The sequence below is a fragment of the Ruegeria sp. CDSC002 genome (assembly GCF_059610905.1).
Map to the genome: position 1 here is coordinate 171,123 of NZ_JBXWOM010000004.1, position 19,007 is coordinate 190,129.

At 54.8% G+C, this 19,007-nt stretch carries 19 protein-coding genes and 1 pseudogene; 17 read left to right on the plus strand and 3 right to left on the minus strand.

The genetic code is table 11. From position 1 onward, the window contains the following. Positions 1-15: 15 nt before the first annotated feature. Genes AC2FJE_RS09260 through AC2FJE_RS09290 form a run of 7 tightly spaced genes read left to right on the plus strand, consistent with a single transcriptional unit; the run spans position 16 to position 6,171 of the window. Positions 16-1,089, plus strand: a complete 1,074-nt coding sequence (locus AC2FJE_RS09260; RefSeq protein WP_058273383.1) for a C4-dicarboxylate TRAP transporter substrate-binding protein — start codon at positions 16-18, stop codon at positions 1,087-1,089. Between the two features lie 30 nt (positions 1,090-1,119). Beyond that, entirely contained in the window at positions 1,120-1,671 is a 552-nt protein-coding gene (locus AC2FJE_RS09265; protein WP_058273382.1) for a TRAP transporter small permease, read from the plus strand. Next, complete coding sequence (locus tag AC2FJE_RS09270; RefSeq protein WP_282154302.1) at positions 1,668-2,972, plus strand: TRAP transporter large permease; 1,305 nt, start codon at positions 1,668-1,670, stop codon at positions 2,970-2,972. Before AC2FJE_RS09265 ends, AC2FJE_RS09270 begins: the two co-directional genes overlap by 4 nt. Before the next feature lie 10 nt (positions 2,973-2,982). Then, complete coding sequence (locus tag AC2FJE_RS09275) at positions 2,983-3,849, plus strand: dioxygenase family protein (RefSeq protein WP_496755617.1); 867 nt, start codon at positions 2,983-2,985, stop codon at positions 3,847-3,849. Positions 3,850-3,869: 20 nt separating this feature from the next. Beyond that, positions 3,870-4,676 carry an amidohydrolase family protein gene (locus AC2FJE_RS09280; protein WP_496760885.1) on the plus strand — a complete coding sequence of 269 codons (807 nt, stop codon included), beginning with the start codon at positions 3,870-3,872 and terminating at the stop codon, positions 4,674-4,676. Continuing rightward, the gene (locus AC2FJE_RS09285; protein WP_108862223.1) at positions 4,673-5,050 is read left to right on the plus strand and encodes a hypothetical protein; all 378 of its coding nucleotides are present in this window, start codon (positions 4,673-4,675) and stop codon (positions 5,048-5,050) included. Before AC2FJE_RS09280 ends, AC2FJE_RS09285 begins: the two co-directional genes overlap by 4 nt. Positions 5,051-5,109: 59 nt before the next feature. Further along, the gene (locus AC2FJE_RS09290) at positions 5,110-6,171 is read left to right on the plus strand and encodes a cytochrome-c peroxidase (protein WP_496760886.1); all 1,062 of its coding nucleotides are present in this window, start codon (positions 5,110-5,112) and stop codon (positions 6,169-6,171) included. 186 nt (positions 6,172-6,357) lie between these two features. Here the strand turns inward: AC2FJE_RS09290 and AC2FJE_RS09295 are convergent, their stop codons facing one another. Continuing rightward, positions 6,358-7,104, minus strand: a complete 747-nt coding sequence (locus AC2FJE_RS09295) for an IclR family transcriptional regulator (protein WP_496755614.1) — start codon at positions 7,102-7,104, stop codon at positions 6,358-6,360. A gap of 214 nt (positions 7,105-7,318) precedes the next feature. Here AC2FJE_RS09295 and AC2FJE_RS09300 point away from each other — a divergent pair, with 214 nt between their 5' ends. The 10 genes from AC2FJE_RS09300 (at position 7,319) to kce (ending at position 15,926) form a co-directional block, all read left to right on the plus strand. Then, positions 7,319-8,155: a cyclase family protein gene (locus AC2FJE_RS09300; protein ID WP_058273376.1), complete on the plus strand. Its 837-nt coding sequence runs from the start codon at positions 7,319-7,321 to the stop codon at positions 8,153-8,155. 66 nt (positions 8,156-8,221) lie between these two features. Next, entirely contained in the window at positions 8,222-8,566 is a 345-nt protein-coding gene (locus AC2FJE_RS09305) for a cupin domain-containing protein (RefSeq protein ID WP_282170015.1), read from the plus strand. A gap of 11 nt (positions 8,567-8,577) precedes the next feature. Beyond that, the gene (locus AC2FJE_RS09310) at positions 8,578-9,363 is read left to right on the plus strand and encodes an SDR family NAD(P)-dependent oxidoreductase (protein WP_108862219.1); all 786 of its coding nucleotides are present in this window, start codon (positions 8,578-8,580) and stop codon (positions 9,361-9,363) included. Then, on the plus strand, positions 9,364-10,290 hold the full coding sequence (locus tag AC2FJE_RS09315) for a 3-hydroxyacyl-CoA dehydrogenase family protein (RefSeq protein ID WP_282170014.1): 927 nt from the start codon (positions 9,364-9,366) through the stop codon (positions 10,288-10,290). Positions 10,291-10,333: 43 nt separating this feature from the next. After that, a complete protein-coding gene (locus AC2FJE_RS09320; protein WP_496760887.1) occupies positions 10,334-11,614 on the plus strand; it encodes an ABC transporter substrate-binding protein in 1,281 nt (426 codons plus the stop codon). A gap of 50 nt (positions 11,615-11,664) precedes the next feature. After that, on the plus strand, positions 11,665-12,393 hold the full coding sequence (locus AC2FJE_RS09325; protein WP_496755612.1) for an ABC transporter ATP-binding protein: 729 nt from the start codon (positions 11,665-11,667) through the stop codon (positions 12,391-12,393). Beyond that, positions 12,386-13,093 carry an ABC transporter ATP-binding protein gene (locus AC2FJE_RS09330; protein ID WP_496755611.1) on the plus strand — a complete coding sequence of 236 codons (708 nt, stop codon included), beginning with the start codon at positions 12,386-12,388 and terminating at the stop codon, positions 13,091-13,093. The genes AC2FJE_RS09325 and AC2FJE_RS09330 overlap by 8 nt, the downstream gene beginning before the upstream one ends. A 1-nt stretch (position 13,094) precedes the next feature. Further along, entirely contained in the window at positions 13,095-13,958 is an 864-nt protein-coding gene (locus AC2FJE_RS09335) for a branched-chain amino acid ABC transporter permease (RefSeq protein WP_108862215.1), read from the plus strand. Further along, the gene (locus AC2FJE_RS09340; protein WP_282121280.1) at positions 13,955-14,983 is read left to right on the plus strand and encodes a branched-chain amino acid ABC transporter permease; all 1,029 of its coding nucleotides are present in this window, start codon (positions 13,955-13,957) and stop codon (positions 14,981-14,983) included. The genes AC2FJE_RS09335 and AC2FJE_RS09340 overlap by 4 nt, the downstream gene beginning before the upstream one ends. 4 nt (positions 14,984-14,987) lie before the next feature. Next, positions 14,988-15,926 (plus strand): 3,5-dioxohexanoate:acetyl-CoA acetone transferase, encoded by a 939-nt coding sequence (gene kce / locus AC2FJE_RS09345; RefSeq protein WP_496755610.1) that lies wholly within the window; start codon positions 14,988-14,990, stop codon positions 15,924-15,926. 618 nt (positions 15,927-16,544) lie between these two features. Here the strand turns inward: kce and AC2FJE_RS09350 are convergent. Together AC2FJE_RS09350 and AC2FJE_RS09355 are read right to left on the minus strand one after the other, a co-directional pair. Then, positions 16,545-18,527 (minus strand): adenylate/guanylate cyclase domain-containing protein, encoded by a 1,983-nt coding sequence (locus AC2FJE_RS09350; RefSeq protein WP_496755609.1) that lies wholly within the window; start codon positions 18,525-18,527, stop codon positions 16,545-16,547. A gap of 198 nt (positions 18,528-18,725) precedes the next feature. Continuing rightward, positions 18,726-18,948, minus strand: a pseudogene (locus tag AC2FJE_RS09355) (IS6 family transposase); the annotation flags it as partial. Between the last annotated feature and the right edge of the window lie 59 nt (positions 18,949-19,007).

Here is a 19,007-nt window from a genome sequence, read left to right on the forward strand (position 1 = left end):
TCTGGGAGGAGAGAAATGAAAATCTGGACCAAACGCAGCCTTATCGGAGCTGCTCTGGCAAGCGTCATGGCGCTGCCCGCCGCAGCAGAGGAAACTATTTCTGCCGTTGTCATCGATGGCTACCCAGACCGGGCATTATGGGTGAAGGAGTTCACCAACTTCTTCATTCCGGAGGTGGACAAACGACTGGCCGACGCCGGCAACTACAAGATGAACTGGCAGGAAAACTATGGCGGTTCAATCGTAAAGCCGAAAGGCGTTCTGGAAGGGATCCAGCTGGGCCTTGGTGACATCGGTATCGTGACAACGATCTTCCATTCCTCGAAGCTGCCCAGCCAGGGTATTTCGGGATCGACACCCTTTGTGGCATCGGATTCCCGTGCGGTCGCCAAGGCCGTAGATGAAATCGCACGCGAATACCCGGCGATGCAGAACGAGTTTGCCGCACAGAACCAGGTGTATCTGGCCACGGGTGTTGTTCTGGATACGTATCAGATTTTCTGCACGGAACCGGTTGCTTCCGTTTCGGACCTAGAGGGTCGCAAAATTGCAGGTGCTGGCCTCAACTTGCGGTATCTCGAAGGCATCAAGGATGCGGCAGGTGTGCGCGGTGGGCTGACCGATTTCTACAACATGCTTCAGACGGGTCTGGTTGATTGTGGAATGCTGTGGCCCGAAGCGGCGAAGACGTTCAAGATCGCTGAAGTTGCCCCGTATATGCTCAAGGCCGATCTGGGTGCTGTGAACTCAAAAACCATCACGGTTAATGCAGACTATTGGGCAAGCCTGCCGGACGAAGTCAAAGAGGTGTTGACGGCGGTTGCCATCGATTACCGTGACCATGTCGCCGGTATCGCGATGGACAGGGCTGCTGCTTCGCGGGATGCTTACGTTGAAGCCGGTGGAACGATCGTTGAGGTTTCGGACGAAGACCGCGCCGCATGGGCAAACGCCATGCCGAATGTCGCGCAGGAATGGGCCGCGACGCTGAATGACAACGGCGAACAAGGAACTGAAATGCTGGCCGCCTACCTTGGCAAGCTTCAAGACGCCGGTTTCACCGGAGTGCGTGACTGGACGGCCGAATAACCGTCCGGCGATCCACGAAAGGGGCCTTTCATGCTGAAGACCGCAGTTGCTGGCCTGTCGCGGGTCGCCAATTCACTTGCAATCGCCGCCAACGCTTTGGGTACGCTCGTCGTCCTAGCGTTGGTGGTTGTTCTGAATGTCGACGTTATTGCTCGTGGTCTGTTTTCAGCCCCATTGCGTGGCACTTATGAGATGGTGCAGTTTTCGGTCGTGATGATCGTCTTTCTGCAGTTGGCGGACGTGGTCAGAGTAGATCGGTTAACACGCTCGGACGGGTTCCTGAACCTGCTACACCATCGTCGCCCGGGCCTGACAGCCAACCTGAGGCGCATCATCAATGCCATCTCGGCGATCTTCATGGCATTGATTGCCTATGTGACATTCCCTGAATTCCTACACATGTGGCAGACACAGGACTACTTCGGAGTGCCCGGTCTTTTCACATTGCCATGGTGGCCGGTCAAACTGGTCATCGCGTGCGGTACTGCGCTTGCCTGCGTGATCTTCCTGCTCAAGGTCGTCACGGCGCAGGACCGTCCGCAACTTATTCGCACCCCAGAACATGACGAGGCCGCAGAATGACGCCGATTGAGATTGGCCTGATCTCGGTCGTTGCCATTGTTTTTCTGATTTACGCGGGTGTTTATATTCCCATCGCCTTGGGCGTCGTCTCGTTCGTGTCGATCTGGTTGATGCGGGACAACTTCACACTAGCGCTGAACCTGCTGAAAGTGGCGGTCGGCGACAGCGCGATGGAATATAGCTTCGCGACTATCCCGCTGTTTACCTTCATGGGGCTCATCGTTTCAAAGGCTGGGTTGGGCAGGGACATTTACGAAGTCATGACCATGCGGTTTCGCAAGGTCAAAGGCGGCATTGGAATGGCCACAGTCGGAGCCAACGCCGTCTTTGCCGCCGTGACCGGGTCGTCCATTGCATCCGCATCGGTGTTCACCAAAGTTTCGGTGCCGCAGATGATGGCGCAGGAGTACAACCCACGCTTTGCTGTTGGCGTGGTGGCCGGGTCCTCGGTTCTGGGTATGATCATCCCGCCTTCCGCGATGCTGATCATCTATTCCTTTGTCGCCGAACAATCGGTGGGGGACATGTTCCTGGCGGGGATTATTCCGGGGATCATGCTGGCGATCGCCTATGTCGGCGCGATCTGGGCCATGGGCCGATTCACACCGGCGTTCGTCGGTGGCCGCATCGTGGCAGATACCGAATGGATGTCCGGGCGCGAGATCGCATCCAAAACCCTGCCGACATTGTGCATCATCACTATCGTTCTTGGCGGGATCTACACCGGCTGGCTTACTGCGGTCGAGGCAGGAGCAGCCGGTGCCTTCGTGGCTTTGATCATCGCTGTCCTACGTAGATCCATGTCCCCAAAAGCGTTCTGGGACGCGCTGCTGGAAACCGGTCATATCACAGCGGCGATCCTGTTCCTGATCACTGCGGCTTCGATCTACAGCCGCATGCTGGGACTGGCGGGGCTGCCCAACCAGTTACAGGACCTGCTTGCGGGGAATTCCGCGTCCTTTTGGTCGATCATGCTGCTTTACGTGCTTCTTATGCTGTTTTTGGGAACACTGCTGGATACGGCGTCCATCATCCTGATCGTTGTCCCGTTGTTCCTGCCTATGGCCGAAGCGCTGGATATGTCGCTGATCTGGTTTGGGATCATCACCGTGGTCGGAGCCGAAATCGGCCTTTTGACTCCGCCTTTAGGCATATCGTGCTTTGTTATCAAATCCACGATCAACGACGACCGCATCTCGTTGAAGGACGTGTTTATGGGCGCGCTGCCCTTTGCGTTTGTGATGCTAATCGTTCTGTTCATTCTGATCGAGTTCCCGATCCTCAGCCTTGCCCTGATTTAAGGAGGCCAAGATGCGCTCTGTCACCAAAGACAATATCACCGACGTGTTCATGGGATACCTGTCCAAGGACACTGATCCGCGGATGCGTGAAATCATGGGGTCTCTGGTCAAGCACCTCCACGATTTCGCCCGTGAAACCAACCTGACGCATGACGAATGGCGCACGGGAATTGCATTTCTGGAGGGGTGCGCCGCTGTGGAAACCGAAGATAGGCATGAGTTTGTCTTGGCCTCGGACGTGTTGGGACTGTCATCGCTGGTGGATATGCTCCATTCAACTCCAGATGCCACAAGCTCGTCTGTTCTTGGGCCTTTTCACGTTTCTGGCGCACCGCCACTGCCATTCGGTGGTGATATGAAGCGTCACTACGGTGGGCCGGTTTTGCTGGCCGAGGGCGTTATCTGGGATGCAGAGGGTAATCCGATTGGCGGTGCAGAGCTCGACATCTGGCAAACGGCGCCAAATGGAATGTATGCAAGCCAGGATGAAGAACAGGACACCTTTTCTTTTCATGGCCTGATGACAACTGGTGAGGACGGTAAGTATGCATTCACGACCGTCAAGCCAGTCGAATACACCGTGCCGTCAGACGGGCCTGTCGGGGACATTCTGCGCGCCTGCGGTCGCCATCCTTGGCGACCGTCGCACCTGCACTATATCGTTAAGGCACCCGGGCACCGTTCCTTAGTTACCGAGATTTTCCCCGACGACGATCCCTACCTGGATCAGGATACAGTGTTTGGTGTTCGGGATGACCTGGTAATGACTTATGTTGAAAGGCCGGCTTCAGAATTTCCCGAAGGCATGGAACTTTCTGGCAAGATCACTGAACCTTTCTTGCACGTAAAGTTTGATGTGAAGCTTGCAAGAGTTTGAATGCTATTGAGGGTGGTGCGGTGCTGAAACATACCTTAATTTTAGGTGCAACGCTTCTTTGTGGTACTGCCATCGCAGAAGAGCGACCGATCTTCGATGCGCATATTCATTACAGCCATGATGCCGTCAAACAGGTTCCTCCCGAACAAGTTGCCAAAATCCTTCGGGACGCAGGCGTGCGCAAAGCACTGGTTTCCAGCTCGGATGACAACGGTACCCAATTACTGTTGGCCGCAGCGCCGGACATTGTTGTTCCAGCCCTTCGCCCCTACCGTCGCCGCGGTGAGATCAACACCTGGATGCACGATGAAACGGTAATCGGTTATCTGGAAGCAAATCTGGCGAAGAACGAATACAAAGCCATCGGCGAGTTTCACGCTTATGGTGATGATATCAAAACACCGGTCATCCAGCATATGATCTCGCTGGCAAAAGAACGGAACCTAATTCTGCATCACCACGGCGATCGAGAGGCCGTTGACCTGATTTTTGAGGCCTGGCCCGAAGCTCGGGTATTGTGGGCCCACTCTGGCTTTGACGACCCGGCCAGTGTGACTGATGCCTTGGAAACCTATCCAAGGCTTTGGGCCGATCTTGCGTTTCGCTCTGATATGGTCTCGCGGGGCCGTGTTGACCCAGATTGGAAGGCTGCGTTCGAAGCGCACCCGGATCGGTTTATGGTTGGTACGGATACGTTCGCTCCAGAGCGTTGGTACTACGTAGGCCCTCATGCTGATTTTTCACGGGAGTGGTTGGATTTGCTTCCGGACCAGATCGCAGACAACATCGCATACGCAAACGCAGAACGTTTACTGGCATCAGAATGATCCGCTGGGTTGTCTGGTTTCTAGTATCATCTGGCGCGGCCGTCGCTTGTGAAACGGCAGGGCAACGCATGAGTTCGGAAATTCAAAACGCACCCAAGGTGCATGTGGCGCTCGACGAAATTCGATTGTCCCAACCGTTTTCTATTCTTCTGACAGTCTGTGATGATGTTGCCGTGAGTGAGGTGCGCGTCGATGCAATAATGCCTGCTCACCAACACGGGCTAAACTACGCCCCCAAAATCACCGCATTAGGCGATAGGGTGTTTCGTGCAGATAACATGCTGTTTCACATGCCGGGGCTGTGGGAACTGCGAGTTGACACCAACTTTGGCAGGCGATCGATATCCTACACTTCCGATGTCGTTCTAAAATGAAGGTGCTGGTGACAGCGGCGTTTGTAGTCCTAGCAGGGGCCGTTCGTTCTGAAGTCCTGTTGTCTGATGACGAAATTCAGCAAACGTTGTCCTTCGGACCATGGCCAATTTCGTTTCAGTCGGATCCAAGCAACAGGGTTTCAAACGATACAGGAGCGATTGCGCTGGGAGCGGCCTTATTCAACGATCCGGTGTTGTCAGCCGACGGAGCATTTACTTGTGCAAGTTGTCATGACCCTGAACAGGCATTTACCACGTCCGACGCGCGAGCATTTGGTCGCGTCCTGGTAGATCGAAACACTCCATCCCTGCGGAACCTTGCTGGTCTCCGCTGGTACGGTTGGGGCGGTAAGAGCGATAGCCTGTGGGCAGCTAGCTTGCATCCGATCATCGAAGAGCAAGAGATGGCGCACAGTAAAGAAAGCCTAAAGGCAGCTATCTCGGAAAGTATCTACATTGATGATTTTGAAGCCATATTTGGCGACATCCAGATTCAAGATCCAGAACTTGTGCTGGTGAACACTGCCAAAACGCTATCCGCTTACTTGGAAACATTGGCAACCGGCCGGACGCAATTTGACGATTTTCGCGATGCATTGGAGAACCAAGATTTAGCAGCCGCTGCGAACTACCCCGAAGCTGCCCAGCGAGGTCTTCAGCTGTTCATAGGGCGTGGAAACTGTGTTTTTTGCCACAATGGTCCGAGATTTTCCAACAATGAGTTCCATGACGCAGGCGTTCCATATTTTCTGAGCGAAACCGAGGTCGACGACGGGCGGTTCGGTGGATTGAACTTTTTGCTTTCAAATGCTTACACATTGGACGGCAACTGGAGCGACGATGCAGAAAAGCAAGGTGCATGGGTGGTTCGCAGTGTCCGCAGGAGCCACTCAGATTTTGGGACCTTTCGTACGCCAAGCCTACGGGGCGTGGCCGAAACCGCGCCTTATATGCATGACGGCAGCCTGATCGACTTGGATGCGGTGATCAGGCACTACAGCGAAATTGATACAGAAAGGTTGCACGCCGACGGTGAAGCCATTCTTTCGGAGTTGAGTTTGTCTGAGCAGGAGATTGCAGACTTAACTGCATTTTTGGAGTCACTGTCCAAAGTGCCTTAACACAGCGCTTGTGTTAACGGCTTGGAAATGGGCTATCTGGCTTGCGGTTTTGGAGACCGTTGTAGACCTTGGTGTCTGAGCATTTTCTCTTCAAGAAAGTGCTCTCCCGAGTCTATTCCAATTATAGTGTACGATTGAGTCAGTCGGGGTACACGGTTCAACCGAACCCAAACTTCGCTTGTCAGATCACTGAAAAGTTTGGTGGATATTGGCGGCTGTCTCAAGAAGCGCTTGTTCAATAGTTTCTTTTTGTCGTGAAAACCGTGTCGTTGGCACCGGGATGGAGATTGCGTGCAAATCTCCAACCCAATCGACGAAGGAAAATCCTATTGCCGACACACCGGCAGAATGCTCGTCCATGTCATAGGCAAGGCCTTGTTCTCGGATCATGGCCAGTTCGGACAAAAACTCATCTAAGTTCCTCTGGATTCCGTTCCGGTCCCATTCGTTTCGAATTAGCTTGATCGCATCTTCTTTACTGAGTCTGGCAAGACATGCTTTGCCATTCGCCGTGGTGGTCAAAGGAAAAACCTCGCCCACTTGCGAAACTGTAGTCAAACGGTATACGCCGGGAACCTGATCCAGAAAAACCATACCGATACCGCGCATAACCGCTAGGTCAGTTGTTTCTCCGGTCTTTTGTGTCAGTTCAGTCAAGAGAAGCCGGCAGTGCTCGACAATGCTATATTGGGCCGCTCCGGCAAGGGCGTTCAGTTCAGGGCCGAGCCGCAGACCGCCTCCATTCGCATCGGAAATAACAAACTTCTCTTCCGCAAGGGCACTAGTGATTCTCTGTACCGTAGAGCGGGGCAGGTCAACGCGTTCGGCAATTTTCCCCAGGCTCATTCCGGACTGGCTTTCCTTCAGGACACGCAGAATCGAAGCTGCTCTCGAAATGACCTGAATGCCACCTTTGTCATTTTTATCAGGCATTTACACCTCCTCTTCGTTTCTTGGTTCTGCCGCTGCGGGTGTCAGGCGCACTGGCAAGCTGTACCACTATGCGGTGCAAGTCAACCGTAATGTGAGTTTTAAGTTGACCGCATCGCGGTGCGTATGCATCATGATACGGGACAGGTGGGGAGGCCACCCATTCAATTCAAATCGACCAACGCCGCTTCGTCGGCGAACAGAGGAGATATGCCCAATGGTTGAAATCCGCGGCATCGAGTTCCAGGGCAACACCGACAATGATATGGGGCTGGAGTTCTATAACCTGAGTCACAGATACGGGTTTCAATGCCCTAACTGGCCCTATTTCAAAGACGTCCAGATCGACCGAAAACACTACATGGCCAAGTCGGGCGTATTGTCGCAAACGATTACCACGACCATGCACGTGACCACGCATATCGATGCGCCGGCGCATGTTGTTCAGGGAACGCCGTTCATCGACGAGGTGCCGCTGCCGCATTTCTTCGGTTCGGGTCTAGTGGTTTCTGTCCCCAAGAAAAAGTGGGAGCAAATCACAGGCGATGATCTGGAAAAGGCTTGCGGGCATGCGATCCGCAAGGGTGACGTTCTGATCATCAATACCGGTTGGCACAAGCAGTACGAAGATGGTGACTACTTCGCCTATTGCCCGGGTCTTGTTCCTTCAGCCGCCGAGTGGATGATCGAAAAAGGTGTGAAAGTGGTCGGGCATGACACCCAGGCAAACGACCACCCGCTGGCAACAGCCATTGGCCCGCAGCGAAACGGTCCGATCATGCCGCATCTTGAGAAGGAATATCTTGAGTGGTCAGGTGGAACTCCTTGGGAAGTTGACTTCCCTGAGTGGGAACCGGTGCACAATATGCTGTTCTCCAGAGGTATTCTTGGAATTGAAAATGTTGGCGGTGACCTTGATGCGGTGACCGGCAAGCGATGCACCTTCGCATTCTTCCCTTGGAACTGGGACCGTGGCGATGGCTGCATCATCCGCCTGGTGGCGATGATCGACAAGAACCAGTCCTATCGCATCGAAGCTGGCGAAGAATTCTGAACACTCACGGACCGGTCGCCGGTTCGCCGGCGGCCACCATTACTATAATCCTGAGCGGGGACGAACATGCATCTAAAGCGGTTTAAAGACGCCCAACCCTACGAAGCACCGAACCACTTTGGATGCCACGGGCTTCGTTTGCAGGGGTTCGAGGAAGGCGGGCCGACAAATCAATGGATCGGCTTCAGTCAGTTCCTGCCGGGTGGAGGCGCGGGGCCGGACTCTACGCCGTTCGAGAAGGTCTACGTGGTTTTGGACGGCGAAATGACCGTCATCGTTGATGGAGTGGAAACCACCCTGGGTCCCATGGACAGCTGCACGATCGCGCCGGGCGAAGTTCGTAAAATTGAAAACCGTTCGAACCACACCTGCAAGATGCTTGTCGTCATTCCGTACCCGCCAGAAAGCTGAGGACGAATAGTATGTCTAATCCACTCAAGATGTTTGATGTTAAGGACAATGTCGCACTGATCACGGGGGCCTCTGGGGCTTTTGGCATGGTGGCCGCACGTGTTCTTGCCGGGGCCGGTTGCAACTTGGTTTTGGCAGCAGGCAACCAACAAGCGCTCGATGAGATTGCCAAAGAGTGCGAGGAACTCGGAGCTGCTGTTGTAACAGTGAACACACGCCCAAACGATGAAGCGTCATGCGACGCGTTGGTCGATGAAGCGGTCAACAGTTTTGGCAAGCTGGACATTCTCGTCGTCGCGTCCGGTATGAACAAAGTCGCTCCAATCAACGAAATGGCTCCCGAAACCTTTGATGCGGTGATGGATGCCAACGTCAATCAAAGCTGGTTACTTGCGCGTTCGGCTGCGAAACAGATGAAGGTCAGCGAATATGGCAAGATCATCTTCGTCAGTTCCGCTCGTAGTATCCTTGGCCACCCGGCTGGCTATACTGCGTATTGCGCATCAAAGGCTGCAGTAAACGGGATCACTAAAGCCTTGGGGTGTGAGCTCGGGCCGACTGGAATTACCGTCAACGCGATCGCGCCGACAGTGTTTAGGTCTCCTTTGACAGCTTGGATGTTCGAAGAAACCGACGAGGCCAAAGCGGTGCGCGATGGCTTCCTTACCCGTGTTCCCAAGGGGCGACTGGGTGAGCCAGAAGACCTTGCCGGTCCTCTACTGTTTCTCGCGTCGCGCGCATCTGATTTCTACACCGGGCATATCCTTCATGCCGACGGTGGATATACGGCGGGCTAAATGATGGTGCGTAAAAAACAGCAGATGGCAGTGATTGGCGCAGGCCTGATGGGCCATGGCATTGCCCTGACTTTAGCGAAGGCCGGTCAATACGTCGCCATCACGGATCCGGTGAAAGGAGCCCGGGATACGGTGTCAGAGCGCATTCGCGCCAGCATGGCGGCGATGGGGGATGACGAGGATAAAATCACAAAGACCCTCAAGATGATTGAGATCTTTGCGACAACGGAAAGCGCGGTCCGAAATGCGGACGCGGTTTTCGAAGCGGCGCCGGAAAAATTGGAACTTAAGCAAGCGATATTTGCTGAAATCGAGGCGCACGCACCAGAGACTTGCATTCTCGCATCCAATACTTCGGTCATGCCGATCACTCAGATCATGTCTGGTTTGCGGCTGAAAAACCGGGCCATCGGAACGCATTGGTGGAACCCGCCGCATATGATCCCGTTGGTCGAGGTCATCAAGACTGAGTGGACAGACCCAGAGACTGCACAGACAATGTACGATCTATTGAAGGATGCCGGAAAAACTCCGGTGATGGTCGAAAAGGATGTGCCCGGCTTTATCGGTAATCGCCTTCAACACGCGTTGTGGCGGGAAGCGGTCAGTCTGGTGGAAAACGGTATCTGCGACGCAGAGGCGGTTGATACCGTGATCAAGTCCAGTTTTGGCCGCCGGTTGGCAGTGCTTGGACCTTTAGAGAACGCTGACCTTGTTGGCACCGATCTGACGCTCGATATCCATGAAAACGTGCTGCACGATCTTGAGGCGCACAAGGGCCCCTCAACCTATCTCAAGGCGCTCGTCGATGCGGGCAAGTTGGGCATGAAATCCGGCGAAGGGTTCAGAAAGTGGGCCGAAGGCGAGGCAGATGAAGTTCGCCAGCGTGTCGCAACGCATCTGAAAAATCTCGAGAAGACTTTGTAAGATCAATCAAACACTGGCGGGAGGCCGGTGAAGGGAGGACGCAATGACAAGGACTTTCAAAACAGCCACAAGGCGTGGTTTCATAGCCGGTGCCACAGCGGCGATTGCTGCGCCGGCCATCCTTCGGGCAACGCGGGCCTATGCCGCGAACCCGACGCTGCGGATCGGTAATGTCAGCCCGCGCACCGGACCACTGGCCGGTTTTGCCGAGGCCGATGAATATGTGCTGCAAGCCATTCAGCAGGTCTTTTCGGCGGGCTTGGACAACAATGGCAAGACCTGGAATGTGGAGATCATTTCAAAGGACAGCCAGTCGAACCCGAACCGCGCAGCAGAGGTCGCCGCTGACCTGATCCTGGGTGATGAGGTCGATATCATCGTTGCGGCTTCAACGCCCAACACTGTAAACCCTGTCGCTGATCAGGCAGAGATTAGTGAAGTTCCCTGTATCACAACCGACTGCCCATGGCAGCCGTACTTCTTTGGCCGCAACGGTGTTCCGGGCGAAGGGTTTGAAACGACCTATCACTTCTTCTGGGGTCTTGAAGACGTTATCGCCGCGTTCCTCGACATGTGGGACAAGACAGGCGTGGCCAAGACCGTGGGCGGTCTATTCCCCAATGATGCCGATGGCAATGCCTGGGGTGATGCGGAACTGGGTCTGCCCAAACCGCTTGCTGCTGCAGGATACACGCTGACCGATCCCGGTCGCTATCAGCCGTTGTCTGACGACTTCTCAAACCAGATCGCAGCGTTTAAGGCGGCTGGATGTGAAATCGTTACCGGCAACATGATCCCGCCGGATTTCGCAACGTTCTGGAGCCAGGCCGCACAGCAGGGGTTCAACCCCAAGGTTGTCACGATCGGCAAGGCGCTGTTGTTCCCGTCTGTCATTGAATCGCTCGGCGATCGTGGCGATGGATTGTCGACCGAGGTCTGGTGGTCTCCACATCACCCGTTCTCGTCCTCGCTGACCGGCATTTCGTCGAAACAACTGGCAGAAGGGTACACAGCAGGGTCGGGACGTCCATGGACGCAACCGCTTGGCTTCAAACACGCTCTGTTCGAGGTCGTCGCCGATGTGATCAAACGGGCTGATGATCTGGAAGACCCCACTTCGATCATCTCGGCAATCACATCCACCAACCTGAACACCATCGTCGGGCCGGTGAACTGGGGTGATGGGCCGATGAACAATGTCACTAAAACACCATTGGTCGGTGGTCAGTGGCAAAGGTCCGGGGACGCGTATGAGTTGCAGATCGTTGCAAACAGCACCGCGCCCGAGGTTCCGGTGACGGCAGACATGAAGCTGCTGGGCTGAAAAATTGTTCGGCGCCGATCTTGGCGCCGAACCCTTCATCCGAGAGAAGCATGACAACAATCCTGAGTCTCCAAGACCTGAGCAAAGCATTTGGCGCAGTCACTGTCGCCGATGCGCTGAACTATCAGGTCCAACAAGGTCAGGCACTTGGGGTGATTGGCCCCAATGGTGCCGGTAAAACCTCGATGTTCAATCTGATTACAGGGACGCTGAAACCGAATTCCGGACGTATCGACTTTGATGGTCAGAACGTCACCAAATGGAGCGCGGCAAGACGCAGCCATGCAGGGATCGCCCGTTCGTTTCAGGTCCCGCAGCCATTTTCGGGCATGACCGTTTTCGAAAACGCCATGATCGCCGCCACGCAATCGGCTGGGCTGCGTGGGCACCAAGCTGAACGGTTTTGTCTGGAAGTACTGGATCAAACGGAGCTGCTGCCAAAGGCAAACACTGTTGCAGGTAGCCTGACATTGCTGGAACGAAAACGCCTGGAACTGACACGCGCGCTTTGCGCCAAGCCAAGATTGCTGCTGCTGGACGAAATCGCCGGTGGGCTGACCGAAGCTGAGTGCAAGTCACTGGTTAAAACCATCAAGGACATTCATGCCTCCGGCGTCACCATCATCTGGATCGAACACGTCGTGCATGCGCTTCTGGCTGTTGTGGACCGCCTGATCGTTATCGATTTCGGAAAGAAGATCGCCGAGGGCGAGCCGCAAACAATCATGGAAAGCACTGAAGTCAAAGAGATCTATCTGGGGATCGAAGCCGATGCATGATCCAATTCTCCAGACTCGCGGTTTGAACTCATACTACGGCGACTTCCAAGCACTCTACGACGTCGAGCTGGACGTGGGCGAGGGCGAAGTCCTTGCCATTATTGGTGCAAATGGTGCGGGAAAAACCACCTTGATGCGGTCCATCACAGGGTTGCTGACGAACGGACCGGGTCAGATCCACTACCGGGGGCAGGATGTCAGCCGACTTCGAGCGGACGAGGTTGCCGAACTTGGCCTCGCCATGGTTCCAGAAGGTCGTCAATTGTTCCCCTCTTTGTCAGTCAAAGAAAACCTGATGATAGGTGCGCAAGTTGGCCGCAAAGGCCCCTGGGATCTGAAAGCCGTCTATGATCTATTTCCAATTCTTGAAGAGAGAAAAGATCAGGCCTCGACTTCGCTCTCTGGCGGTCAACAGCAGATGGTTGCTATCGGGCGCGCTCTCATGGCCAATCCCGATTTGATCCTCTTTGACGAAGTTAGCCTCGGGCTGGCGCCGATAATCATCAAAGACATCTACGAAGCGCTGCCCGGCATCATTGGCGAGGGTATGAGCGCGATCATCGTTGAACAGGACATCACCAAGGCACTGTCGGTCTCGAGCCGGGTCTACTGCCTGCAAGAGGGACGCGTTTCGCTGGAAAGCGCGTCTGACACCGTTTCGCGCGAAGACATCTCGCGCGCTTATTTCGGGATCGAATAACATGGAATGGCTGAACGCTATCGTGCAGGGAACTCTACTCGGCGGGCTATACGCCCTGTTCGCGGCAGGGTTGTCATTGATCTTTGGAGTCATGCGGCTGGTCAATATTGCCCATGGTGACCTGATTGTGCTGGCCGCATATCTCGGGCTGACGGTTACGACCGCGACGGGAATGCATCCGATGGCCGCGTTGGTGATCGTTGTTCCCGCCATGGCGTTGATCGGATATGCCCTTCAGCGCGGCCTTCTGAACCAAACTTTGGGCGACGATATTCTTCCGCCCTTGCTTGTCACCTTCGGCCTGAGCGTGATCATCCAGAACGGGTTGCTGGAGGTCTACACCGCAGACCCCCAAACATTGAATGCCGGTGCGCTGGAAACAGCAAGCGTTGCCGTGGGCGGTGTGGCACTCGGAATCTTACCGCTTCTCACTTTCGGTATCGCCATCGCGGTGATCTGGGGGCTGCAATGGACCTTCTATCATACCGCTTTGGGGCGCGCGTTCCGTGCCGTTTCGGACAATCAGGACATCGCCCAGCTCATGGGCCTTAATCGTCGGCACATCTTTGGTCTGGCCATGGCTCTGGCCCTGGGTGTGACTGCGATTGCCGGTATCCTGCTTGGGATACGGACTAGCTTTGATCCCTCAATCGGCGGCGGTCGTCTGATCTTTGGCTTCGAGGCCGTCATTATCGGGGGGCTCGGTAACCTTTGGGGTACACTGGTCGGCGGCGTGATCCTTGGTGTTGCGCAGACCATCGGTGCCAAGATTGATCCGGGTTGGCAGGTGCTTGCTGGCCATATCGCCTTTCTTGTCATTCTTGCCGTTCGTCCGAACGGCCTCTTCCCGAGGATTTCAGGATGAATCTGCAGGACTATTCCGTATCTCGATCGTCAAAAGCAGCCCGGATTGCTGCGATCCTTGCGGCGGTCACTCTACTCGTTCTGATAGCAGCGCCCTGGTGGGCGGGCCGGGCTGACATGCGTCTGATGGGCGAGTTGTTTCTCTACCTATCCCTCGCCACCCTTTGGAACCTCATGGCGGGTTACGCCGGTCTCGTCTCGGTTGGTCAGCAGGCCTATGTGGGCTTCGGTGGTTATATGCTCTTTGCGTTGACGATGTTGGGCGCGCTGCACCCGTTGGCCGCCATCGCAGCGGCGGGAGTGCTGGGGGCTTTGATCTCAATCCCGGTTGCTGTTCTGATCTTCAGGCTAAGGGGCGCCTATTTCGCCATAGGTACCTGGGTCATCGCCGAAGTCTTCCGACTTAGCTTCGCGCAAATCTCAGCGCTTGGCGGAGGATCAGGATCTTCGCTCCCCGTTGCCATCGTGAAATCGCTGGCTTCGGGTCGTGCGATGCGAGAAGCGCTGAGCTATTGGCTGGCGCTCGGGGCCGCTGTTCTGGTGGTGACAGCCGTGTATCTCTTCCTACGCTCGCGGCAAGGGTTGGCGCTGACGGCAATTCGCGACAACGAACTGGCTGCCGGTAGTCTTGGCATTGATATCTGGCGCACAAAGTTCATCGTTTATGTTGTCACCTCAGCGTTTACAGCAATGATCGGTGCGCTCATCTTCCTGCAAAAGCTACGCATCTCGCCGGATGCGGCGTTCAGCGTCAATGACTGGACCGCCTTTGTCATATTCATCGTGGTGATCGGCGGCATCGGCACCATCGAAGGGCCGATTATCGGTACGCTGGTTTTCTTCGCCCTGCGCGAAACACTCGCAGACCTCGGTACAACTTACCTGATTGTTCTCGGCGTTGTCGCAATCGTTGTCATGCTCAAGGCGCCAAAAGGCATCTGGGGCGTTATCCGCAGCCGTTATGACCTGCAACTTTTCCCGCTGGGCTATCGCGTCAAGCACATCGGACAATCCAAGGAAAACTGAACCCATGGCCCGTCAGAAAAAAACGATCATCACATGCGCCGTAACCGGCGCTATCCACACGCCAACCATGTCGGATGCACTTCCGTACACCTATGATGATATCGCGCGTCAGGCGATTGACGCTGCCGAGGCCGGCGCGTCGATCCTGCACCTGCATGCGCGCAACCCCGAGAACGGCTCACCATCGGTCGACCCGAATGACTTCGCACCTTTCCTGCCGCGCATCAAACAAGCGACAGATGCTGTCGTGAACCTGTCGACCGGTGGATCGCTGACTTTGTCTATTCAGGACCGGATCAATCCGGCCAAGGCCTTCAGCCCCGAAATGTGCTCGATGAACATGGGTTCGATGAACTTCTCGTTTCATCCGCTGGCTAACCGGTATGGCGATGACGATTGGAAGTTTGATTGGGAGAAGGACTATGTCGCAAATTCCGATCAGAACATATTTCGCAATACATTCCGGGACATTCGCGAAGCGGCAGAAACCCTGGCCCCACATGACATCAAATTCGAACACGAATGTTACGATGTCGGCCACTTGTACAACCTGAAATTCTGCATGGATATCGGGTTGTTCAAGGCACCCATATTCATTCAATTTATCTTTGGCATCCTCGGCGGCATTGGACCCGAAGTCGACAATCTGATCTTCATGAAACGCACTGCCGACAGGCTGTTCGGTGACGACTATCGGTGGTCAGTCTTGGGGGCTGGCGGGGCGCAGATGTCGCTTGCCACGACGGCGAGCCAGATGGGTGGCAATATTCGTGTGGGACTGGAGGACAGCCTGTTCATCTCTCGTGGAAAACTGGCTGAAAACAACGCTCAGCAAGTCGCAAAAATTCGCCGCATCGTAGAGGACTTGGGCAGTCAGGTAGCTTCGCCCGACGAAGCCAGGGAAATTCTGGATTTGAAGGGTGGCGATCAGGTAGCGTTTTAGCAGGAAAGGCGCTTGCTACTTTGCAATACTAAACTGGGGATTGGTTCAATTCTGGGTTTCGACATTAGCAGCAGATTCGGTGAGAGGCCGTTGGTCGATCTGGGTGAGAATTGCTTGACGCCTGGGTCAGAATTATCTGACGTTATTTGCTGGTTTTTTGAGGTTTTTGCCGTCGATTGAGATCAAGAATCTGTGACATTCCACAGTAAATGTTGAACGTCACACGAGCCTGACCCAACCGTCACAGTTGGACCAAAACTGTCTGATCGTTCGACACAGGAAGGTACCCTAAGTCAAACGCCTAAGGTGCGGGGAATCTTAACTCAGCGCTGTTTACTAGTTGTTGGCAATCGGTTGTGGCGTTGCCTCTCAGGTTGTCGGCTAGTCGCCATTTTAGGCCTACTCCAGAACTTGACCCTACCTTCAAGATGCTGCGGGCGAGCCCGCTTTCCCGACATTCGCTGCACGCGCAAGATCAGGAACTACTCAAACGGACACATTGCGGGACATTTCTGCCATCCAAATTGATGCCAGCCGTTTTGTTTTGGCGCAACTAGAGTTGGTAGATTTTGCTGAGAACGACTTGTAGACGTGGCCAAATTAGCCTGATCATGTGCTCTATTCGCTCACTCTGGTAAACTCGGAATTTAAGGCCCCGAAAGAATAGACAGTTGAAATGTGCGTTACTTTTTCAGTCGATTTGTCTCGGTCAATATAAACATTGAGACACTGTTCACGATTAACGTGGATGGCAGGTGTGCGTACACAGAACTGGTCCCCCTCGATCGACCAGTGACCGGAAATCGGTTGCCCTTTCATCCAGGCGAAGTTCATAGTGAGCGTGCCGTCAGTGCTGCGGTCTTGAGAATATGGCATTCCAAAGGGACCCAGCGTGTGCGTCTCCTGATAAATATCGGAAAAGAGTTCAATCAAATTGTCGTGCTGTAAACGGTCGGCCTCCCGCCCGGCTTCGAAATCGAAGGGTGATTCCGGTAATCCCGCGGCTCGCATTGCCTCACTCCAACGATCGTACAGAGCGGGGTCGGCATACCGACCGAAATAGCCTCGCTGCCAGGCCAGATTGTTCCACACGGTCTCCTTGAGAAACTTTGCCATGTAAAATTTGGCTTCTTCCAGTTCGCCACGTCGGGCATAAGCATTCGCCAGTTGGGAGTACTGATCGATCTTGGCGGACTCTTCGGGAGGGATCTGTTTAAGCAGTCCCAAGGCCTGCTCTACATCATCAAGCAGAAGGAAGGAGAAAGACAGGTCCCTCGTTTCGCCGGAATTCAGCCGCGGCGACAACGACTGGTATTTGTCGAGTTCCTGTCGTGATTCTTCATAGTTGCCGGCTGCTAGCGACGACAGGCCAAGAACAAATCGTAGCCAAGGCTCGTCAGGTTGGAGGAATACGGCCGCCCTCGCTTTCGCTAATGCCTGCTCGTGGTTTGACAGTTCAATCTCAATTCGAACCTGCAGACCAATCGCATAGACATTCGCGTCTTGTGCTTGGAGGATTGTTTCGATGCTTTCTCTCGCTGCATCTAGTGCATCAAGGGTGTAGCGTATGGTGTTGTAGCCCATACTCCAGATGGTAAAATTGGCTTCCGCGTATCCGACATGTGCGGCGATAAATCCGGGATCGAGGTTAATCGATTTCTCGTAGAGAGGCAGAGATTTTTCTAGATCGAAGAAGTTTCCGCTGTACCGAAACAACTCAGCCTGGGCAAATGCGAGGTAGGCCTCGAAACTGGTGGTAGGCTTGGATTCGAGTATCGCCCGCTCCGTCTGGTTGAGCCTGACCTTCATGGCGGTCGTAGCGCCCAGTTTCAGCATAGCCAAAACGCCAAATAGCTCGTCAGTCTTCCCGACCTCTTTCTGCTCCCAGACAACGTCCTCACCCGAGGCACTGATGTCGCGCAGACGCGCCGAGATCTCGACGGAATCGGCTTGGGATATCGCTGTGCCGTCGAGGATGTAGCGCACGTCCAGATCATCCGGCACGTCGCTGGCAGCAAGTTCGATACCCTTGTATTGCATCGACACGTCGCGAGGTGCGATAGTCAGCCCCTTCAGCCGGGCAAAAGACGCTAGCAAGTTCTCCGTCGCGGCCTCGGCAATCAGTCGGCTGCCAGCATCGGCGGCGGCCAGCGGCAACACCAGCAGCTTCGGTGGTCCGGTACTTGTCGGTGCAAACATCCGGTCGCGGGCGTAGAGTCCGGCGGCGATAGCCACCACCAGCGCGATCATCGCCAACGCCCCGTAGCGCACCAGCGGCAGTCGGGTCAGCGTCGCTTTTACCAACTTGCCAGCGTCACTTGGGTCGAGAAGCACTTGGAAAGTCTGGACTGGTTCCGAGATGTTTTTGACCTTTTGCGGACCAAGATCGGCAAATCCCAAGTCGAGCTTACCTTTTACATTGTTAAACACGGCTTCCGAGATCCGTATACCACCCGCCTCTGCCAATCCCTCCAGTCGCGAGGCAACGTTGACGCCATCGCCAAAAATATCGTCGCCATCGATTATGATGTCCCCGAGGTTTACGCCAATTCGGTAGGCAATTCGTCGGTCTTCTGGGTTGTCCTTTTCGCGATCAGCCATCCACTCACGCTTGCTTTGGGCTTGGGTCGTGTGGAACTCTGACCGATGGGCGAAATACGCCAAAGCCACCCATTATTTGCATTCTCTCGCGCTACCTAGAGAGCCTATGCACAGGTGCGGCATTGCCAAGTTATCTGAGGTGGATTGGAATATGCGTGAGACCGTGCAATCAGGCCGATAGCTCCGCCACATACCCTCCCACAGCTCGGACACGTCGGCTCTGGCCTGGCGGTAGGAGTGATTGGAAGGACGATAGCGGCCGGGACGAGAGATCGTACTGATTTGGTCGTGGACGACGAGAAGTCGTTGCGCTTGGCGTAGTGAGTTGAACCGACCCATCTTCTTTTCCTGTTTTCGCGTCGGCCGGTGTGATCCTTCGATCCGGATGTCGAGCCCCCTTGTGCGCCGGATGGTCGGTGCCCAGCGCGATGGCCTTGGTCGGGGGAAGAAGCATTAGGGGTAGCTGTGCTGAAGTTCGAG

Coding starts and splice junctions, on each gene's coding strand:
- AC2FJE_RS09260 (WP_058273383.1), top strand. CDS start 16: ATGAAAATCTGGACCAAACGCAGCCTTATCGGAGCTGCTCTGGCAAGC.
- AC2FJE_RS09265 (WP_058273382.1), top strand. CDS start 1,120: ATGCTGAAGACCGCAGTTGCTGGCCTGTCGCGGGTCGCCAATTCACTT.
- AC2FJE_RS09270 (WP_282154302.1), top strand. CDS start 1,668: ATGACGCCGATTGAGATTGGCCTGATCTCGGTCGTTGCCATTGTTTTT.
- AC2FJE_RS09275 (WP_496755617.1), top strand. CDS start 2,983: ATGCGCTCTGTCACCAAAGACAATATCACCGACGTGTTCATGGGATAC.
- AC2FJE_RS09285 (WP_108862223.1), top strand. CDS start 4,673: ATGATCCGCTGGGTTGTCTGGTTTCTAGTATCATCTGGCGCGGCCGTC.
- AC2FJE_RS09295 (WP_496755614.1), bottom strand. CDS start 7,104: ATGCCTGATAAAAATGACAAAGGTGGCATTCAGGTCATTTCGAGAGCA.
- AC2FJE_RS09300 (WP_058273376.1), top strand. CDS start 7,319: ATGGTTGAAATCCGCGGCATCGAGTTCCAGGGCAACACCGACAATGAT.
- AC2FJE_RS09305 (WP_282170015.1), top strand. CDS start 8,222: ATGCATCTAAAGCGGTTTAAAGACGCCCAACCCTACGAAGCACCGAAC.
- AC2FJE_RS09310 (WP_108862219.1), top strand. CDS start 8,578: ATGTCTAATCCACTCAAGATGTTTGATGTTAAGGACAATGTCGCACTG.
- AC2FJE_RS09315 (WP_282170014.1), top strand. CDS start 9,364: ATGATGGTGCGTAAAAAACAGCAGATGGCAGTGATTGGCGCAGGCCTG.
- AC2FJE_RS09320 (WP_496760887.1), top strand. CDS start 10,334: ATGACAAGGACTTTCAAAACAGCCACAAGGCGTGGTTTCATAGCCGGT.
- AC2FJE_RS09325 (WP_496755612.1), top strand. CDS start 11,665: ATGACAACAATCCTGAGTCTCCAAGACCTGAGCAAAGCATTTGGCGCA.
- AC2FJE_RS09330 (WP_496755611.1), top strand. CDS start 12,386: ATGCATGATCCAATTCTCCAGACTCGCGGTTTGAACTCATACTACGGC.
- AC2FJE_RS09335 (WP_108862215.1), top strand. CDS start 13,095: ATGGAATGGCTGAACGCTATCGTGCAGGGAACTCTACTCGGCGGGCTA.
- AC2FJE_RS09340 (WP_282121280.1), top strand. CDS start 13,955: ATGAATCTGCAGGACTATTCCGTATCTCGATCGTCAAAAGCAGCCCGG.
- kce (WP_496755610.1), top strand. CDS start 14,988: ATGGCCCGTCAGAAAAAAACGATCATCACATGCGCCGTAACCGGCGCT.
- AC2FJE_RS09350 (WP_496755609.1), bottom strand. CDS start 18,527: ATGGCTGATCGCGAAAAGGACAACCCAGAAGACCGACGAATTGCCTAC.